The following is a 13,071-nucleotide window of genomic DNA, read 5'->3' as shown; positions in this document are numbered from 1 at the left end:
GGAGGATCTTCCGACACGCCCGCTGCAGCCCGAACTGGCTGACGTCAGCAGCCAAGGCTGTCCTCACCCTGGAGCTTCAACGCTGAAAACGCTCACTGTCACCCAGATCATCGCCGCGGTCCGGGTGGTGATCCGCGAGGTCCCCGGGGCCGCCGAGGTGGCCGCCGTGCAGTGCACCGCCCACGACTACACCGACCCGGGCAAGCCCCGCATCGCCTGGAACGACGAGCAGGCCCGAGCTGACCTCGTCGACGCCCTGGTCGGTGACGCGCTCAGGCTGCTCGGGCACCTGCCCGACCAGCAACTCGGCGAGAAGGCCGCGAACGCGGTCGGCCTGCTGGCCCTGGTCGCAGGGCAGGACGTCGAGCCGGCCGAGGAGTCCGACGGCCGGGACGGGCGCTGGCGCATCACCCGGGGCACCGCCCACGACCGGATGGTCTCCACCGTCGACCCCGAGGCCCGGCACGTGCACAAGACCCGCACCCACCCGCAGGACGGCTTCAAGGCCCACCTCGCCGTCGAGCCCGAGACCGGGTTGTACACCGCCGTCGCCCTGCGGCCCGGCGCCGGAACCGAGCACCACGAGGCCACCGTCGGCATCGACCTGCTCGCCGACGAGGACACCCCGGTGGACGCCTTCGGCGACACCGCCTACTCCACCGACGACGCCCGCCAAACCCTGCAACATGCAGGGCACCGGCTGTTCCTCAAGCCCGCCCCGCTGAAGACCGCCGTGGTCGGCGGGTTCGACCTCGACGACTTCGCCATCGACACCGCGGGCAGCACGGTGACCTGCCCCGCCGGCCACACCGCCAACCTGTCCGAACCGTCCGGACGGCACATGCAACGCAAAGCGCTCTTCACCGACCAGTGCACCGGCTGCCCCGTGCGCGAACGGTGCACCACCGCCAAGACCGGCAGGACCGTCAACATCCGACCGCACCACGACCTGCTCGCCGCCGCCCGCCGCCAGGCCGCCACCGACCCCGACCGGCAGGCCGCCTACCGCCGCTGGAGACCACCCGTCGAACGCGCCGTCGCCTGGCTCGTCGCCCACGGCAACCGCAGACTCCGCTACCGCGGCACCATCAAGAACAACACCGGGCTCCACACCCGCGCCGCCGCCCTCAACCTGCGAACCCTGATCAACCTCGGACTCACCCGCACCAGCGGTACCTGGCGCCTCACCCCGGCCACCGCATAGCCAAAGGGGCTGCCCGGCCTGCGGCCGGACAGCCCCTCAACAAAATCTTCATCGGTCTTCTAGGCCGCGCACGACGCCCGGCCGTGCCGCACCCGGCTGCGCACCGGCCGCCGCGACGACCCGCCGCCCGCCGCCTGCTCCTGGCCCGCTGTCTCCGGCACGCCCCCACTCCCCTGCTGATCGCCAGGAGCGCAGTATGCCTCCCGCCACGGACGGCGGCGCACTACGGGCGGCGGGGGGCCGGCGGCGGTGCGGGCCGGTGCGCGGGGCCGGGTGCCGGGGTCAGGCGGGGGTGTTGACGGCCTCCTTGAAGGCCTTGCCCGCGGTGGAACCTCACCGTCCTGGACGCCGCGATCTCGATCGCCTCACCCGTGCGCGGGTTGCGGCCGGTGCGGGCGGCGCGGCTGCCGGCCGCGAACGACCCGAACCCGGTCAGCTGCACCTCACCACCGTCCGCGACCGCGTTCTTGATGGTGTGCAGAAGGGTGTCGAGGACCTTGTTCACCACCGCCTTCGACGCCTCGCTGTCCTCGGCCACCAGATCGATGAGCTCCTGCTTCTTCACGGGTGCCGCCCTTCCGCACCACCCCGCGACGGGCGGTGACAGGTCCAGTGGAAACCCCCGGTGCCCCGGGCGGAAGGCGCAGCCCCGGGCCCTGCCGGGGGGTGCGCCGCCCTGGCCGACGACCGAACCCGTGCACGATCACGCCCCCGACGGCGCCCAGGCCCCGAACGGCGCAGTTGGGCGGGCCGCAGGCAGCGGTGCCGCGATCGTCCCGTCGGGCGCGGGGCGGGAGCCTGGCGGCCGGAGTCGGTCGGTGCCGGGCCCGCCAGGCGCTGCTGGAGGCCGCCCCCCAGCACCACTGCACCCTGCCCGCCGGGGTGCCAACCGACCTGCCGCGGTGAACACCGCCGCCCGGCGCGCAAACTGATCTTTGGCAGCACGAGAGTGGCTGGCCGGGATCGCATCCCAGGTTCCCTTCGGGGAGGCGCTGACCTCGGTTCACCCCTGCGGCCGCACGACACGGCAGCGGGTAGCAGGTGCCCCCTCCCGACAACGTACGGACCTCCCGGCCTGGGGAGATGAGCACGGCCCCTGTTATTGTGCGCCGATGTCAACGATCAAACAGTTCCAAGTGACCTTCGACTGCGCGGAACCTGCGCGCCTCGCCGCTTTCTGGTGCGAGGTGCTGGGGTACGTCGTGCCGACGGTCCCGGAGGGCTTTGCCACGTGGGGGGAGTACCACCGCTCGCTGCCGCCCGAGGACGAGATCTACTTCGCGTGTACTGATCCCTCGGGTGTGGCCCCGCGCCTGCTCTTCCAACGAGTTCCCGAGGGCAAGGTCGTCAAGAACCGGGTGCATCTTGATGTGCGGGCCGGCGCCGGGCTCGTGGGTGACGAGCGCCTGGCCACACTCGAGGCCGAATGCGCACGGCTGGTGGCGCTCGGCGCGAAACACGTGCTGACCCAGCGCGCCGATGGCGTCAACGAGTCGTGCATCACGATGCAGGACATCGAGGGCAACGAGTTCTGCCTCGACTGATCCTCCTCCGAGACTGCGAGGTGGGGAGCTGACTCCCGGGAACCTCTCAGGTCCCGCATGCGGCGGGAGTCCGGCCCTGTTCCCGCGCTGGTGCCCGTCACGGCCGGTACGCGGTCGCCGAGGTGGCCGCTTCGTCGGCGCCGGGCGGCAGGGTCGGCAGCGGCCAGGACGGGTCCGGTGCCCAGGTCGGCCGGCCGCCGGCGAACGGCCTGGCGCGGTCGTCCAGCATGCCGATCCCCCGGCCGCGGGCCCGCTCGATCTCGCGGCCCGCGTATTCGTCGACCACGCCGAGGCGGCGCAGCTTGCCGTACTCCTCGGTGTCCTTCCAGTGGTGCCCCGTCAGGTCGGGGGTGATGACCAGGTCGAGGGCGAGGTCCATGGTGTCGATGCCGAAGCCGGGGCGGCGCCGGTATGGGTACTCGAAGTTCACGTACCAGCGCAGCGGTGTCGTCGTGGCGGAGTCCTGGAAGCAGTGCACCGAGAACCACTCGCCGGCCAGGAAGTGGGAGAGCAGCTCCGTGTTCTCCCAGCGGTAGTGGCCGAGCGTCCAGGTGCCGGCCGCCAGGTCGGCCAGGCCCTGCTTGCGGGTGGTGCCGTCGCCGCTGCGCGTCGAGGTGATCCAGGTCGTCGGCGCCAGGCTCTCGATCCGGCCAGTGGGCCGGCGTCAGCAAATGCCCGGTGTCGTCGACGACCCGCTGGGGCATCGCGGCGCGGCTACCGCACCGGCCTTTGCGGGTGCGGTGCGGAAGCCCGCACAGTGCAGGTGCGTGGTGCGGACCGCGCGGTGCGATTCGGCGTGTCCCGGCCGGGGCGGGCGCGGTCGGCGCGCGCGGAACCCGCGCGGCCTGTCCATAGGCGCGCCGCGCGCCGCTGGAACTGTCCATCGCGCGCGGCCGCGGCGGCCAGCCCGCTCTACCAGCGGGTGAGGTGCTCCCCCCGGGGCCCGGCGCAGCAGGGCGAGGGCCGCGTCGGCGCCGGGGCAGCGCAGGGGCTCGCCGCTGGCGGCGTCGGAGACGATGCTGCTGTCGATCAGGGCGGCTGCCGCGCTGAACGTCGTACTCTTCGATCCAGCCGACCGGGCGGCCGGCGCGCTGGAGCTCTTGGACGCCCGGGTGGGCGGGCCAGGTGAGGTGGAGCAAGCCGCCATCGAGCGCGGAGCGGTCGGGGTCGCCGAGGCCGCGGGCGGAGGGAACGGTCCAGCCGGTCGGGCGCTTGAGGGCCAGGTGCGGCACGCCCGGCATCGCGCGCTCGGAACGGACCCGGGCGGCGTGTGCGCGCCGGAGGGCGTCCAGGGCTTCGCCGACGGTGCGGTGGGTGCGGGTCCCGCTGGCGGGGTTGGTTCGGTCAGGACCACGGCGCTCTGATCGTCCTGGTGCTCGGCGGCGAGGTGCCCCGCCTGTCCCAGGGGCCGTCCGACAGCGGAGCGGTCCAGCCGATCGGCCGGCCCCGGCGGAGCAGCTTGTGGACGTCCTCGGCCCGCGGGTCGTCCCAGGAGGCCACCAGCCAGTCCTCACCGAACGTCACGCTCCGGTCGTCCAGGCGGTCCGGCTCGCCGAACCGCACGGTCGGGATGGTGCAGGCGGCGCGGCGTAGCGCCTCGAAGGCCTCGGCCCGCTGCTGGGCCGGACCAGCGTGAGACCCTCACATGTCCCGCCTGCACAGCCGCGTTCGTCCGCCCGGCGAACAGCACACGCGTCGCCTGCACGAAGCGATGCCACACCAGGAGCGTCCGCGCAGCGCAGGCCGGGCTTTCCCTCTACGAGAACCCCAACGCGATCGAACGTGACTGAGCTCTGGACGAAGCACGAAGAGGGCTTACGCGGTGGTCGGAAGCTCCAGGACCGTGCGCGCGGCCTCACGGACGTCCCTCTCCTCGTCCGCGGCAAGCCGTTCGAGCGCAGTGCGTACTGACGGGCCAGGCCGACGAGCCAACGACCATGCGGCCCAGAACCGGACCCAGTGGTCGGTGTCCTCGGTGCGGGCCACCAGCAGGTCGGTGACCGTCTGGTCGTGTGCTGAACCGAGAGCCTGCACGGCGTCCCGCCTGACCTGGGGCGCGGGATCGCGGGCGCCGGCCATCAGAAGGGCTCGGGCACGTGGGGGATCGCCCACGCCGAAGATGCTGCCGAGGGTGCTCATCACGTCGGCGCGCACCCCCGGGTCCGGGTCGGACGCCGCGTCGGCGACGAGTTCGAAGTACTTGGCCCCGCCGAAGTCGGTGACGCTCAGGCCCCAGATGCCTACTCGCCTTGTCCCGGGGTCATGCGAGGCGACGCAGCCGAGCAACAGGTGATGCGCTGTCTCGGGCCAGGCGGAGAGCAGTTCGAGGAGGTCGAGCTGCAGGGTGTCTCCGTCATCGTTGCGATCACTCACGCTCGCGCGCAGCAGGGCCGGCAGGGCCGCCTCGCCGCAGGCACCTGCCAAAGCATGGGCAATCCGGTCCCGGGCGAACGAGTCGTTCGCCTCGACGTAGTCGGCAAGTCGACGCTCCAGCTCAGGCTGGAGGAAGGCGGCTGCTGGTGTCCGAAGCCGCTCAACCAGAGGTTCGAACTGGCGGCGGGCACCAGGCCCGCGCTTGATGTCACCAGCCAGCCCTATGTCCAACTCGTCCAACACACCCAGCAGCTCGGTCAGGCGGGCGGGCAGGCCGAGGACGGTGTCGGCGCAGTGGGTGATGTCCTCGCCGGCGAGGCCGTCGCCGCGGGTGAGGACCTGGACCAGCCTGCCGGCCCGGTAGCGGGCGGCGACGGCCAGGCTGTCGAGCTTGGGCTCCACGCACCAGCCATCCACGGGAGGGCCGAGCCGGCGCTCCAGGCCGACGGCCCAGGCTTCGAGCTCCTCGGCGGAGAAGACGTTGTCCAGGCTGAGCATGGCCACGCTGTGCGGGACGTCGCCCGTGGCGGCGCCGCCGGCGACCTTGCCGTTGGGCGAGTCCGGCAGCACCTCGTCCGGGTGCGCCGCCTCGTAGGCCTCGATGCCGCGCACCAGGGCGTCGTACTCGTCGTCGCCCAGCGGCGTCGAGCCGTCGGCGTAGTAGGCCGCGGCCGCCTGCACGGCAGCAGCGACGGCATCGGCGTAGGCGCCGGGGGAAGCCAGCTGGGCAGCATCGGTCATGGGTCCATCATCGCGACCAGCACCGACACACGGATCCGCGACGGCCGACAGGTTCACGTGCGCTCCCGCCGCTGATCCTGCTGCCGTAGGCGGATGGCCGTGTGGCCGGGATCCGGGTGGTGGGCACCTTCGGATCCCGGCCACGACGGGTCGTCGGCCACGCCGCGTGACCGACCTGCTCAGCAGCCCGTTACGGGGGTGGCGGAGCTGCCGTGAACGGGATCCTAGAACTACTGACGCGGCGTGAACAGCTCTCCGAGCAGGATTGTTTCGGGCGCGAACATGCCATCCGGCGGAGCCGGCACCGTACCCCCCAGGCCGGTTCTGGTGCATCCGGTAACCGAGGACGGCTGGGCCCGCCTCCCGCCGGACCCGACCATATGACCGTCGACATCCGAGCCGGGCGAAGCGGCCGGCCCTGCGGCCGTGCACCGGCAGACACCCGCGGCCCAGCGCCGCCGGGCACAACCGCACCCCGACCTCACTGATGGCGCCCGCAACCCCGCATTTGCCCGCCACGACCGCGCAGGACGGCGGGCCGTCGCCTGAGTCGGCCGACTCGGCGAGTAACGGGGACAGGAGCCGGGCCGTGCTCACGCCCCGCGCCCCGCGCCCCGCGACCCGCGACCCGCGCCCGAGGGACGGGTGCCCGACCGGCCGAGCGCCGAACCCGTCTCCAGGGCGCGACGGCGCCTCCACCATGCCCGCAGGGCCTGCGTGATCTCCTGCGCCTCGCGGTCAAAAGCACCCGGAAGCCGCGTTCCGTAGTACTGCAGGAAAAGTCGGATGGTTGCATTTCCGCAGGTCAGGAAAACAGTCAGTGTTGCGACACCGGTGCCTGCCAGCCAGAACTGAACGGCTTGGCTTCGTCGAGGCTGTCGATGATGGTCAGCACTTCGACCACTCTTCCGTGGTGCGGGACCAAGAGCTGCGGCACCTGGTCGTCATACCAGCGAAGAGAGCCGACCGGGTCCTGGTGAGACGGCATATGCGGTAGGAGAGCATCCAACAGGGCCTGGAGTTGTTCGAGCTGATCGGGATGGATTTCCTGGCGGCCGGAAAAGGCCCAACCTCCGCTCTCGAGCCTTTCCAGGCCCGCGTACGTGATGCCACCGGTCTTCCATGCCGCGCCACGGGCCGACAGCAGCAGCCAGTCGTCAGGCGGGCACAGGACATCGTCGTAGATCGGCGCGGCTGGCCCCGCCGCCTCAGATTCCAGTCCGAGGTGTCTACGGAGTTCCGCGATCAGTTCAGCAGGCGTGTCCGGGGCCAGGTCAAAGGAGAGAGTGAGTTCGAAGCAGTCAGCCATGCGGGGAAGCATAGGCATGTCGGCTGACAGACCCTCTCAACGCGAGGTGGCTCTCGTCGCCGCCCGGGAAGCGATTACGCGCGGCGAACGCCGACGGCGGCGCCGATCACCTCCCCGGCCACACGACCAAGGCGCCGTCATGGCCCGTCGCTCCCTGCTCGCCCTCACCGCGGCCGCGCTCACCGTAGCCGCACTCACCACCGCGCCCGCCGGCACGACGCCGGCGCACGCCGACGATCTCCCCGACTCCCTCGACTGGCGCACGTCAGGAGCCGTACAACCCGTCCGCGACGAAGGCCTGTGCCCGGACAGTCAGGGATGCGCCACCGCCGCCGCCCTCGAGAGCGCCAGCGAGATCACAACGGGTCAGCACCACAACTACGTCCACGCGCCCGAGGACGGACCCGACCACGTCTCCCCCGGCCCGCAACACCCTCCCCTGCACCCTGGCGTCCCTCCTGCGCGCGGGCGGGCCCAGGCTCCCAGCGGCCGCCATCGGACGCGGGCGGAGTTGCTGAACGGTTACCGCCACAACCCGGCCGGGTCCGCCGGGATGCTCGCCTGAACCTGAAGCGAGACCCCTCCGACATCGACCGCGCCACCGCCGCCGTCACCGCTCCGAGCAAGTGGCGGGCGAAGAACCGGCACCTGATAGATCGACAGGTCGGGCCGGACGGTGTGGGAAGCGGCGGTGAACCTCGCGGCGGACCGCCGGCACCCGCGCGCCCACTGCCGCCCCGGCCGGTGGGCCGCGGTCGCGGGCAGACCGTCAGGTCAGGCCCTTCGGCCCAGAAGGAGGACGAGCAACGCCGGGACCCCGCGCAGCCGGGCGCGGGTGAGGGCGGCGATGGCGGTGAGCGCGATGGCAGTGCCGGCGGCACGGTAGCCGGCGACCGAGGTGGCCACGGCGAGGGTCGCGGGATCATGGCTGGGCATGGAGCTCTCTTCGGGCGAAGGCCCGGCCTGCACCATTGGTCGCGCGGTCCCGGTTGGGGGCCGGTGCGCGACCAGGGCGGTCGGCTGCTGCCCGGAACCCGTAGAACGCGGAGCCCGTGCCTCAGGAGCCCACAGGTTCGGAAGGCGAGCGGGCGGTGTCAGGGCCGGTCGGGTCCGCGATAGGGCAAGGTCTGGCTGTAGACGACGCTCGTGGTCGTGCTGCCGAAGCCGGCCAGTTCATCCATGAGGGTCTCCAGGTGTTCCATGGAGGTCGCGGCCACCTTCAGGGAGTAGCAGTCGTCACCCGTGGTGCGCAGGCACTCCAGGATCTCCCGGCGTTCGGCGAGCAGCCGGCGGAGCGGTTCGTGGCGGTTGCCGGAGTACTTCAGCCGGACGACGGCGAGCACGGGGTAGCCGACCTTGACCAGGTCCACCTCGGCCCGGTAGCCGGTGATGACGCCCAGCGATTCCAGGTTCCGCACCCGTTCCGTGGTCGCCGACGCACTGAGGCTCACCCGCCGGCCCAGTTCGCTGAGGGAGATCCTGGCCTCCCGTTGCAGGTGTCCGATGATTGCCCAGTCGATCTCGTCCAAGTTCACGGCCATACCGGAAATCTACCGGGAGAATCACGGGAAGATACGACTTCTGCCGGGAAGTTTCGGTTCCGGGCAGCGGGATCGCCGGGATAGCCTCGGATCATGCAACTTGGCGTCAACGTACCGAACTTCGGCCCCGGTACCGATCCCGGCGTGCTGCGCGACTGGGCGCGGACCGTGGAGGGCCTGGGCTTCGACCTCCTCATGGTGTCGGACCACGTGGCCGTCACCCCGGATGTGGCCGAGCGGTACCCGGAACCGTTCTACGAGCCGTTCACCGCGCTGTCCTGGCTGGCCGGCGTCACCACCCGGGTGCGGCTGGGCACGACCGTCCTGGTCCTGCCGTACCGGCACCCGCTGCTGCTGGCACGGATGGCCACCAACCTCGACCGCCTGAGCGGAGGGCGGCTCGTGCTCGGGGTGGGCGTCGGCTGGGCCCGGCAGGAGTTCGAGGCGCTCGGCGTGCCGTTCGCCGAGCGCGGCCGGCTGACCGACGAGAGCCTGACCGTCCTGCGGGACACCTGGCGCACCGAGGCCGACGACGCCACGATCCCGCTGTGGATCGGCGGCCACAGTGCGGCGGCGCTGCGGCGCACCGCCAGGTTCGGGGACGCCTGGCACCCGCTGCGGCTTCCGCTCACCACGATGCGCTCGGTCCTCGCGGACCACTCGCTGCCGGGGTTCGCCCCCCGCATCGCACTGCGGCTGACCACCGCCCCCGTCGACGGTCCCGACCGGCCGGCCGGCATCGGCACCGTCGAACAGGTCCTCGACGACCTCGAACAGCTCCGCCTGCTCGGCGCCCACACCGTCGTACTCGACCCCTACCACGGAGACCCGGACGAGACCCGCCGACCCCACGCGGCCTGGCAGGCACTCACCGAGGTGGCCACCCACCGGAGGACAGCACCGTGATCACCACCACCGACGAACGGCACCTGCGCCGCGCGATCGCCATCGCGGCCGCCGCCGTCGCCCAGGGCGACGCCCCGTACGGCTCCCTGCTGGTCGGCCCGGACGGCACGATCCTCGCCGAGGCCCACAACACGGTGCGCCGCGACAACGACATCACCGCCCACCCCGAACTGAAGCTGGCCCGCTGGGCGGCCCGCGAGCTCGAACCGCGCACGGCCGCCCGCACCACCCTGTACACCAGCTGCCAGCCGTGCGGCATGTGCGAAGGCGGCATCGCCCGCTCCGGCATCGGCCGGGTCGTCCACGCCCTGTCCACCGAACAACTCGTCGCACTCAACCCGCCATCGGGCGACTGGCCGGCGGTGACACAGGACGGGCCGGCCCTGCTCGACGAAGCCCGGAGCCCCATCGACACCTACTACCGACCCAACAACTGACACCACGCCCACCACCGCCACACCTGCGGCCCCGACACCTGCCCGACCCACCACACCGCACCACCACACCCCCCCCGTCCAGCGGAACCCGCCACGGCTCCGACCTGTGACTGGCGGACGCCACCGCCTGAGGCCGGCGCCGAGGCCGAGTCGGAACCCGGGTCCGGGCCGCCGCCCCGCGGACATCCCCGGGACGGGTGGTCAGTCGAGCACCTCGGTGACCAGGCCGGTGCCGAGGTGGCGGATGCTCGTACCGACGTCGCGGGTCTCGATCACCACGCTGAACGCCGTCCCCTGCTCGAAGACGGCCGGACGCTCGAGAGTGATCTCGACGGGCCGATCGAGCGCGGATGCGTCGGCGCCCTCCGGCAGGTGCACCGTCGCCTCCACCACCTGCGACCGCTGCGCGAAGCGCAGTTGGAGCGAGGTGCCGAGCGCCCTGTCCGCGCGGAGTGTCGCCCGCAGCCGGCTGTGCGGCCGAACCGTTCCCGGGGTGGCAAGGACCTGGCCGACCACGACCTGCGTACGGTTGATGTCGGGGATCAGGACCGCGATGTTCCGACCGGCTCGGGCCTCGGTCAGCTGCTTGCGCAACACCCCGAACGTGTCGGCCATGATGCGGCGAGTCGGCAGGAGGCCGACGACCTCCAGCTCGTCCCCGACCCGCACAACTCCCCGCAGGACCTCGCCAGTGACGAACGTCCCGTGGGGGTGGTACCCGAAGACGTCCTCGACCGCAATCAGGAAGGACGGCTCGGTCCCGGGCATGGCGCACTCCAGGGGAAGACGGTCGAAACGAGGTGCCGGACTGATGTTCTACCAGCCGGGCGCTGTCCCGTGCCGCTCATATCCCGTCCGCTTCGAGGCCGTAGCGGGTCCGGCGCCCCCGGATGTCTCCTTCCGGTTCATCGGCACCCGGAAGCGTCGCACCTCCTGCGGCCAGCCGCAGGCGGCCACAGCCTTTCGCACCCGCAGGCGTGCGGCCTGCTCGTGGGGTCCGGTCAAGGGCCATGGTGCCCTGATTTCTGGGCCGTTCGGGAGTTGAATGTATCGCGCGCCGGCGGCCCGCCCAGGCCGAGGCCAAGGGGATCGCCAACACTCCTCTCAGCCAGAAGGCCGACCCCGCCCTGGCGGTGCAGGAAGTCCACTTCTCGTCCATCGGGCGCAGCGACAACACGGTGATCGACAAGAAGGCCGACAAGGCGATCGTCGGCATCGCAACCAACAAGATCATCATCGTCGCCAGAGTCGACGCGAGTAAGATCCAGAACAGCGGCCACGCCCTCGTCACCCTCGCAGACCTTCACACCCACTACTCGAACGCAGGCTACTGAGCCCAGCGTCCGCGCCAGTCCACCAGGCCCCCCTGGCCGGCCGTCATCCTCGGGGTGGCCCGTCCGACAGGCCGGCAGCTGAATGACGATCCTGGCCCCGCGCTACGGCACCGATCAGGGCGGAGAGGGCGAGGGTCACCACAAGGCTTGCCACCGCCACCATGCCCACGCCGACGAGGAACAGGCCGCTGGAGTCGTCCGACCAGTCGTAGTAGGCGGCGGCGGTCAGGCCTGCCGTGGTGCCGAGCACGGCATCCGTGCCGTGGCACCGGAAAGCCGCCCAGGACACCGACGCCAGCAGGGTCAGCACCAGCCCGATCACCTGCCAGGGTTCGTACGGGCCGGTCACCGAACCGTCGGGGTGAACGTCGTAATGGTGGTCCCAGCCAAGCCAGGCGGCCCATGCCGCAGCCGAGGCGAGAAACAGCAACAGGCAGAGTACGGGATTCAGTGGCTTCAGACGCATAACCCAAACGTCCTATCCCGCCCCGGCCCGGGGCCAGAGTACGCATACTCACTCTCGTCACCCGTCGGGCGGGCTCCCGGACCGACGGGTAGCGCCTCCGCGCGGTCGTCCGGCGGCCAACGCAAGTTCGCGGGCCGCTTCGCGGGCGGGCAGGGGTTCGGGACAGTCCGGAACAGGCGTGATGGTGACGAGCAGGCCCCGGTCCTCGAGTTGCAGGGCCAGATTCAAGACCCGATCGCGGTGGAGATGACAAGCGGCACGCTCGGCGCAGTCCGTGCCGGGGAATTGCGAGCAGGGCGGCACGGTCACCGGACCTGATCGCCACGCCGATGGCGGTGGTACGCAGGTAGGTGATCGCATCAGGCAGGTGGGTGGCCAGGTGCTCGGCACGGACGCTGCAGATGCGGCCGCCGGCTGTCTCTGCGGATTCGCTGAGTGCGACACGGAGTCCGTTCGGGCACCGGGCGACGGCCAGCAGGCGGCTCAGCGCGTACGGGCGAGGGTCGGCAGCATCCAGCCGCCGAACTGACCACCCGCCACCTCACCGGCGGCACCCAGCCCACGATCCAGCTCGGCGGGCACCCGGCAGGCCTCTGGTCCGACCCCCACTCCGTCCACTGCGCCTCCGGCCTGTGGCCGCTGCTCCAGGGCAGGCCGGGAAACCCTGGTGCGCCGTAGCCGTCCCTGCAGCAGAATCAAGCCGCACGGCCGACCGGGCCGAGAGCCCGTAGTTCTGCTGTCGGCGCACCACCGGTCCGAGTTCGGTCGGGCTCCGCGGGTGTAGCTCAACCGGTCCAGAGCAACCGTCTCTGATTGCAAGCGGAAGGCTGAGGGTTCAAATCCCTCCACCCGCACTCCGGCTGCCACTGTCAGCCGGCCGCCGAGGCCCGCCCCACGCCTGGGGCGGGCCTCCGCCGCACCGGCCAGGTCTGCAGGAACCGGCCTCGCCCAGCCTCACTCGGCAACACCCCTACCGGGGTACCGGAGAATTCGACGTGCTTCGGATACGTGCCTGTTACCAGCTGTCCGGGCGGACCTGACGCCCGACCAGGTCGCCGCCGCCCCTGGAGGGGGTTGACCGCCCGCCGGGCGGTGTAGCGTGCGCAGTTTTCCGCCGGACGGCACAGCCGCGTATCGGGGCGAGACCAGAGGATGCGCGGCGGGTGGTTCCTGACACTTCGTCGATGCCGCTGTGTGATCGGCCGATCACGGGCAG

General features: G+C 71.6%; 16 protein-coding genes, 1 tRNA gene and 2 pseudogenes. 9 read left to right on the top strand and 10 right to left on the bottom strand.

Going from position 1 to position 13,071, the window contains the following annotated elements:
* Together AB0D08_RS27920 and AB0D08_RS27915 are read left to right on the top strand one after the other, a co-directional pair.
* A pseudogene (locus AB0D08_RS27920) lies at window positions 1-86 on the top strand (IS5/IS1182 family transposase); the annotation flags it as partial.
* A 347-nt stretch (window positions 87-433) separates the two neighbouring features.
* A complete protein-coding gene (locus tag AB0D08_RS27915; RefSeq protein WP_359892674.1) occupies window positions 434-1,204 on the top strand; it encodes a transposase in 771 nt (256 codons plus the stop codon).
* A 223-nt stretch (window positions 1,205-1,427) separates the two neighbouring features.
* On the opposite strand, the gene AB0D08_RS27910 is transcribed toward AB0D08_RS27915, so the two are convergent.
* On the bottom strand, window positions 1,428-1,769 hold the full coding sequence (locus AB0D08_RS27910; RefSeq protein ID WP_158515605.1) for an HU family DNA-binding protein: 342 nt from the start codon (window positions 1,767-1,769) through the stop codon (window positions 1,428-1,430).
* Window positions 1,770-2,316: 547 nt separating this feature from the next.
* Between AB0D08_RS27910 and AB0D08_RS27905 the strand changes: the two genes are divergently transcribed.
* Window positions 2,317-2,748, top strand: a complete 432-nt coding sequence (locus tag AB0D08_RS27905) for a VOC family protein (protein WP_033824188.1) — start codon at window positions 2,317-2,319, stop codon at window positions 2,746-2,748.
* A gap of 97 nt (window positions 2,749-2,845) precedes the next feature.
* Here AB0D08_RS27905 and AB0D08_RS27900 read toward each other — a convergent pair whose 3' ends face one another.
* Window positions 2,846-3,247 (bottom strand): DUF402 domain-containing protein, encoded by a 402-nt coding sequence (locus AB0D08_RS27900; protein WP_359892671.1) that lies wholly within the window; start codon window positions 3,245-3,247, stop codon window positions 2,846-2,848.
* 517 nt (window positions 3,248-3,764) lie between these two features.
* Here AB0D08_RS27900 and AB0D08_RS27895 point away from each other — a divergent pair.
* Window positions 3,765-4,112 carry a hypothetical protein gene (locus AB0D08_RS27895; RefSeq protein ID WP_359892660.1) on the top strand — a complete coding sequence of 116 codons (348 nt, stop codon included), beginning with the start codon at window positions 3,765-3,767 and terminating at the stop codon, window positions 4,110-4,112.
* On the opposite strand, the gene AB0D08_RS27890 is transcribed toward AB0D08_RS27895, so the two are convergent.
* The 4 genes and pseudogenes from AB0D08_RS27890 to AB0D08_RS27875 all read right to left on the bottom strand — a co-directional run bounded on the left by AB0D08_RS27890 (window position 4,093) and on the right by AB0D08_RS27875 (window position 7,171).
* On the bottom strand, window positions 4,093-4,311 hold the full coding sequence (locus tag AB0D08_RS27890) for a hypothetical protein (protein ID WP_359892659.1): 219 nt from the start codon (window positions 4,309-4,311) through the stop codon (window positions 4,093-4,095). The two genes, AB0D08_RS27895 and AB0D08_RS27890, sit on opposite strands and share 20 nt — an antisense overlap.
* 252 nt (window positions 4,312-4,563) lie before the next feature.
* Window positions 4,564-4,827, bottom strand: a complete 264-nt coding sequence (locus AB0D08_RS27885; protein WP_359892669.1) for a HEAT repeat domain-containing protein — start codon at window positions 4,825-4,827, stop codon at window positions 4,564-4,566.
* Window positions 4,828-5,373: 546 nt separating this feature from the next.
* A pseudogene (locus AB0D08_RS27880) lies at window positions 5,374-5,862 on the bottom strand (NAD-dependent DNA ligase LigA); the annotation flags it as partial.
* Between the two features lie 817 nt (window positions 5,863-6,679).
* Complete coding sequence (locus tag AB0D08_RS27875) at window positions 6,680-7,171, bottom strand: hypothetical protein (RefSeq protein WP_149038532.1); 492 nt, start codon at window positions 7,169-7,171, stop codon at window positions 6,680-6,682.
* A 139-nt stretch (window positions 7,172-7,310) separates the two neighbouring features.
* Here AB0D08_RS27875 and AB0D08_RS27870 point away from each other — a divergent pair, with 139 nt between their 5' ends.
* The gene (locus AB0D08_RS27870) at window positions 7,311-7,736 is read left to right on the top strand and encodes a C1 family peptidase (protein ID WP_359892655.1); all 426 of its coding nucleotides are present in this window, start codon (window positions 7,311-7,313) and stop codon (window positions 7,734-7,736) included.
* Between the two features lie 209 nt (window positions 7,737-7,945).
* Here AB0D08_RS27870 and AB0D08_RS27865 read toward each other — a convergent pair whose 3' ends face one another.
* Window positions 7,946-8,107 carry a hypothetical protein gene (locus AB0D08_RS27865; protein WP_158515602.1) on the bottom strand — a complete coding sequence of 54 codons (162 nt, stop codon included), beginning with the start codon at window positions 8,105-8,107 and terminating at the stop codon, window positions 7,946-7,948.
* A 158-nt stretch (window positions 8,108-8,265) separates the two neighbouring features.
* Window positions 8,266-8,712, bottom strand: a complete 447-nt coding sequence (locus tag AB0D08_RS27860) for an Lrp/AsnC family transcriptional regulator (RefSeq protein ID WP_033824179.1) — start codon at window positions 8,710-8,712, stop codon at window positions 8,266-8,268.
* A gap of 93 nt (window positions 8,713-8,805) precedes the next feature.
* Here AB0D08_RS27860 and AB0D08_RS27855 point away from each other — a divergent pair, with 93 nt between their 5' ends.
* Both AB0D08_RS27855 and AB0D08_RS27850 read left to right on the top strand, forming a co-directional pair.
* Entirely contained in the window at window positions 8,806-9,618 is an 813-nt protein-coding gene (locus AB0D08_RS27855; protein WP_359892652.1) for an LLM class flavin-dependent oxidoreductase, read from the top strand.
* Complete coding sequence (locus AB0D08_RS27850; RefSeq protein ID WP_033824177.1) at window positions 9,615-10,055, top strand: nucleoside deaminase; 441 nt, start codon at window positions 9,615-9,617, stop codon at window positions 10,053-10,055. Before AB0D08_RS27855 ends, AB0D08_RS27850 begins: the two co-directional genes overlap by 4 nt.
* A gap of 201 nt (window positions 10,056-10,256) precedes the next feature.
* Here the strand turns inward: AB0D08_RS27850 and AB0D08_RS27845 are convergent, their stop codons facing one another.
* Window positions 10,257-10,823, bottom strand: a complete 567-nt coding sequence (locus AB0D08_RS27845) for an EF-Tu/IF-2/RF-3 family GTPase (protein WP_359892648.1) — start codon at window positions 10,821-10,823, stop codon at window positions 10,257-10,259.
* Window positions 10,824-11,188: 365 nt separating this feature from the next.
* On the opposite strand from AB0D08_RS27845, the gene AB0D08_RS27840 reads away from it, so the two are divergent.
* Window positions 11,189-11,389, top strand: coding sequence for a hypothetical protein (locus AB0D08_RS27840; RefSeq protein WP_359892645.1), 201 nt, complete (start codon window positions 11,189-11,191; stop codon window positions 11,387-11,389).
* Between the two features lie 43 nt (window positions 11,390-11,432).
* Here the strand turns inward: AB0D08_RS27840 and AB0D08_RS27835 are convergent, their stop codons facing one another.
* A complete protein-coding gene (locus tag AB0D08_RS27835) occupies window positions 11,433-11,855 on the bottom strand; it encodes a hypothetical protein (RefSeq protein WP_359892643.1) in 423 nt (140 codons plus the stop codon).
* A gap of 774 nt (window positions 11,856-12,629) precedes the next feature.
* Between AB0D08_RS27835 and AB0D08_RS27830 the strand changes: the two genes are divergently transcribed.
* Window positions 12,630-12,709, top strand: a tRNA-OTHER gene (locus tag AB0D08_RS27830).
* The last annotated feature ends 362 nt before the right edge of the window (window positions 12,710-13,071 follow it).

Source organism: Kitasatospora sp. NPDC048540, assembly GCF_040651175.1.
Lineage (GTDB): Bacteria > Actinomycetota > Actinomycetes > Streptomycetales > Streptomycetaceae > Kitasatospora.
The sequence above is the reverse complement of the archived record's forward strand: the minus strand, read 5'-3'. Positions and strand labels throughout refer to the sequence as shown.

Bases quoted from the DNA above. Each gene is read 5' to 3' on its own strand.
- AB0D08_RS27855 (WP_359892652.1), top strand. From the start codon at position 8,806: ATGCAACTTGGCGTCAACGTACCGAACTTCGGCCCCGGTACCGATCCC.
- AB0D08_RS27905 (WP_033824188.1), top strand. From the start codon at position 2,317: ATGTCAACGATCAAACAGTTCCAAGTGACCTTCGACTGCGCGGAACCT.
- AB0D08_RS27895 (WP_359892660.1), top strand. From the start codon at position 3,765: ATGCTGCTGTCGATCAGGGCGGCTGCCGCGCTGAACGTCGTACTCTTC.
- AB0D08_RS27860 (WP_033824179.1), bottom strand. From the start codon at position 8,712: ATGGCCGTGAACTTGGACGAGATCGACTGGGCAATCATCGGACACCTG.
- AB0D08_RS27865 (WP_158515602.1), bottom strand. From the start codon at position 8,107: ATGCCCAGCCATGATCCCGCGACCCTCGCCGTGGCCACCTCGGTCGCC.
- AB0D08_RS27885 (WP_359892669.1), bottom strand. From the start codon at position 4,827: ATGGCCGGCGCCCGCGATCCCGCGCCCCAGGTCAGGCGGGACGCCGTG.
- AB0D08_RS27845 (WP_359892648.1), bottom strand. From the start codon at position 10,823: ATGCCCGGGACCGAGCCGTCCTTCCTGATTGCGGTCGAGGACGTCTTC.
- AB0D08_RS27870 (WP_359892655.1), top strand. From the start codon at position 7,311: ATGGCCCGTCGCTCCCTGCTCGCCCTCACCGCGGCCGCGCTCACCGTA.
- AB0D08_RS27875 (WP_149038532.1), bottom strand. From the start codon at position 7,171: ATGGCTGACTGCTTCGAACTCACTCTCTCCTTTGACCTGGCCCCGGAC.
- AB0D08_RS27915 (WP_359892674.1), top strand. From the start codon at position 434: ATGGTCTCCACCGTCGACCCCGAGGCCCGGCACGTGCACAAGACCCGC.
- AB0D08_RS27835 (WP_359892643.1), bottom strand. From the start codon at position 11,855: ATGCGTCTGAAGCCACTGAATCCCGTACTCTGCCTGTTGCTGTTTCTC.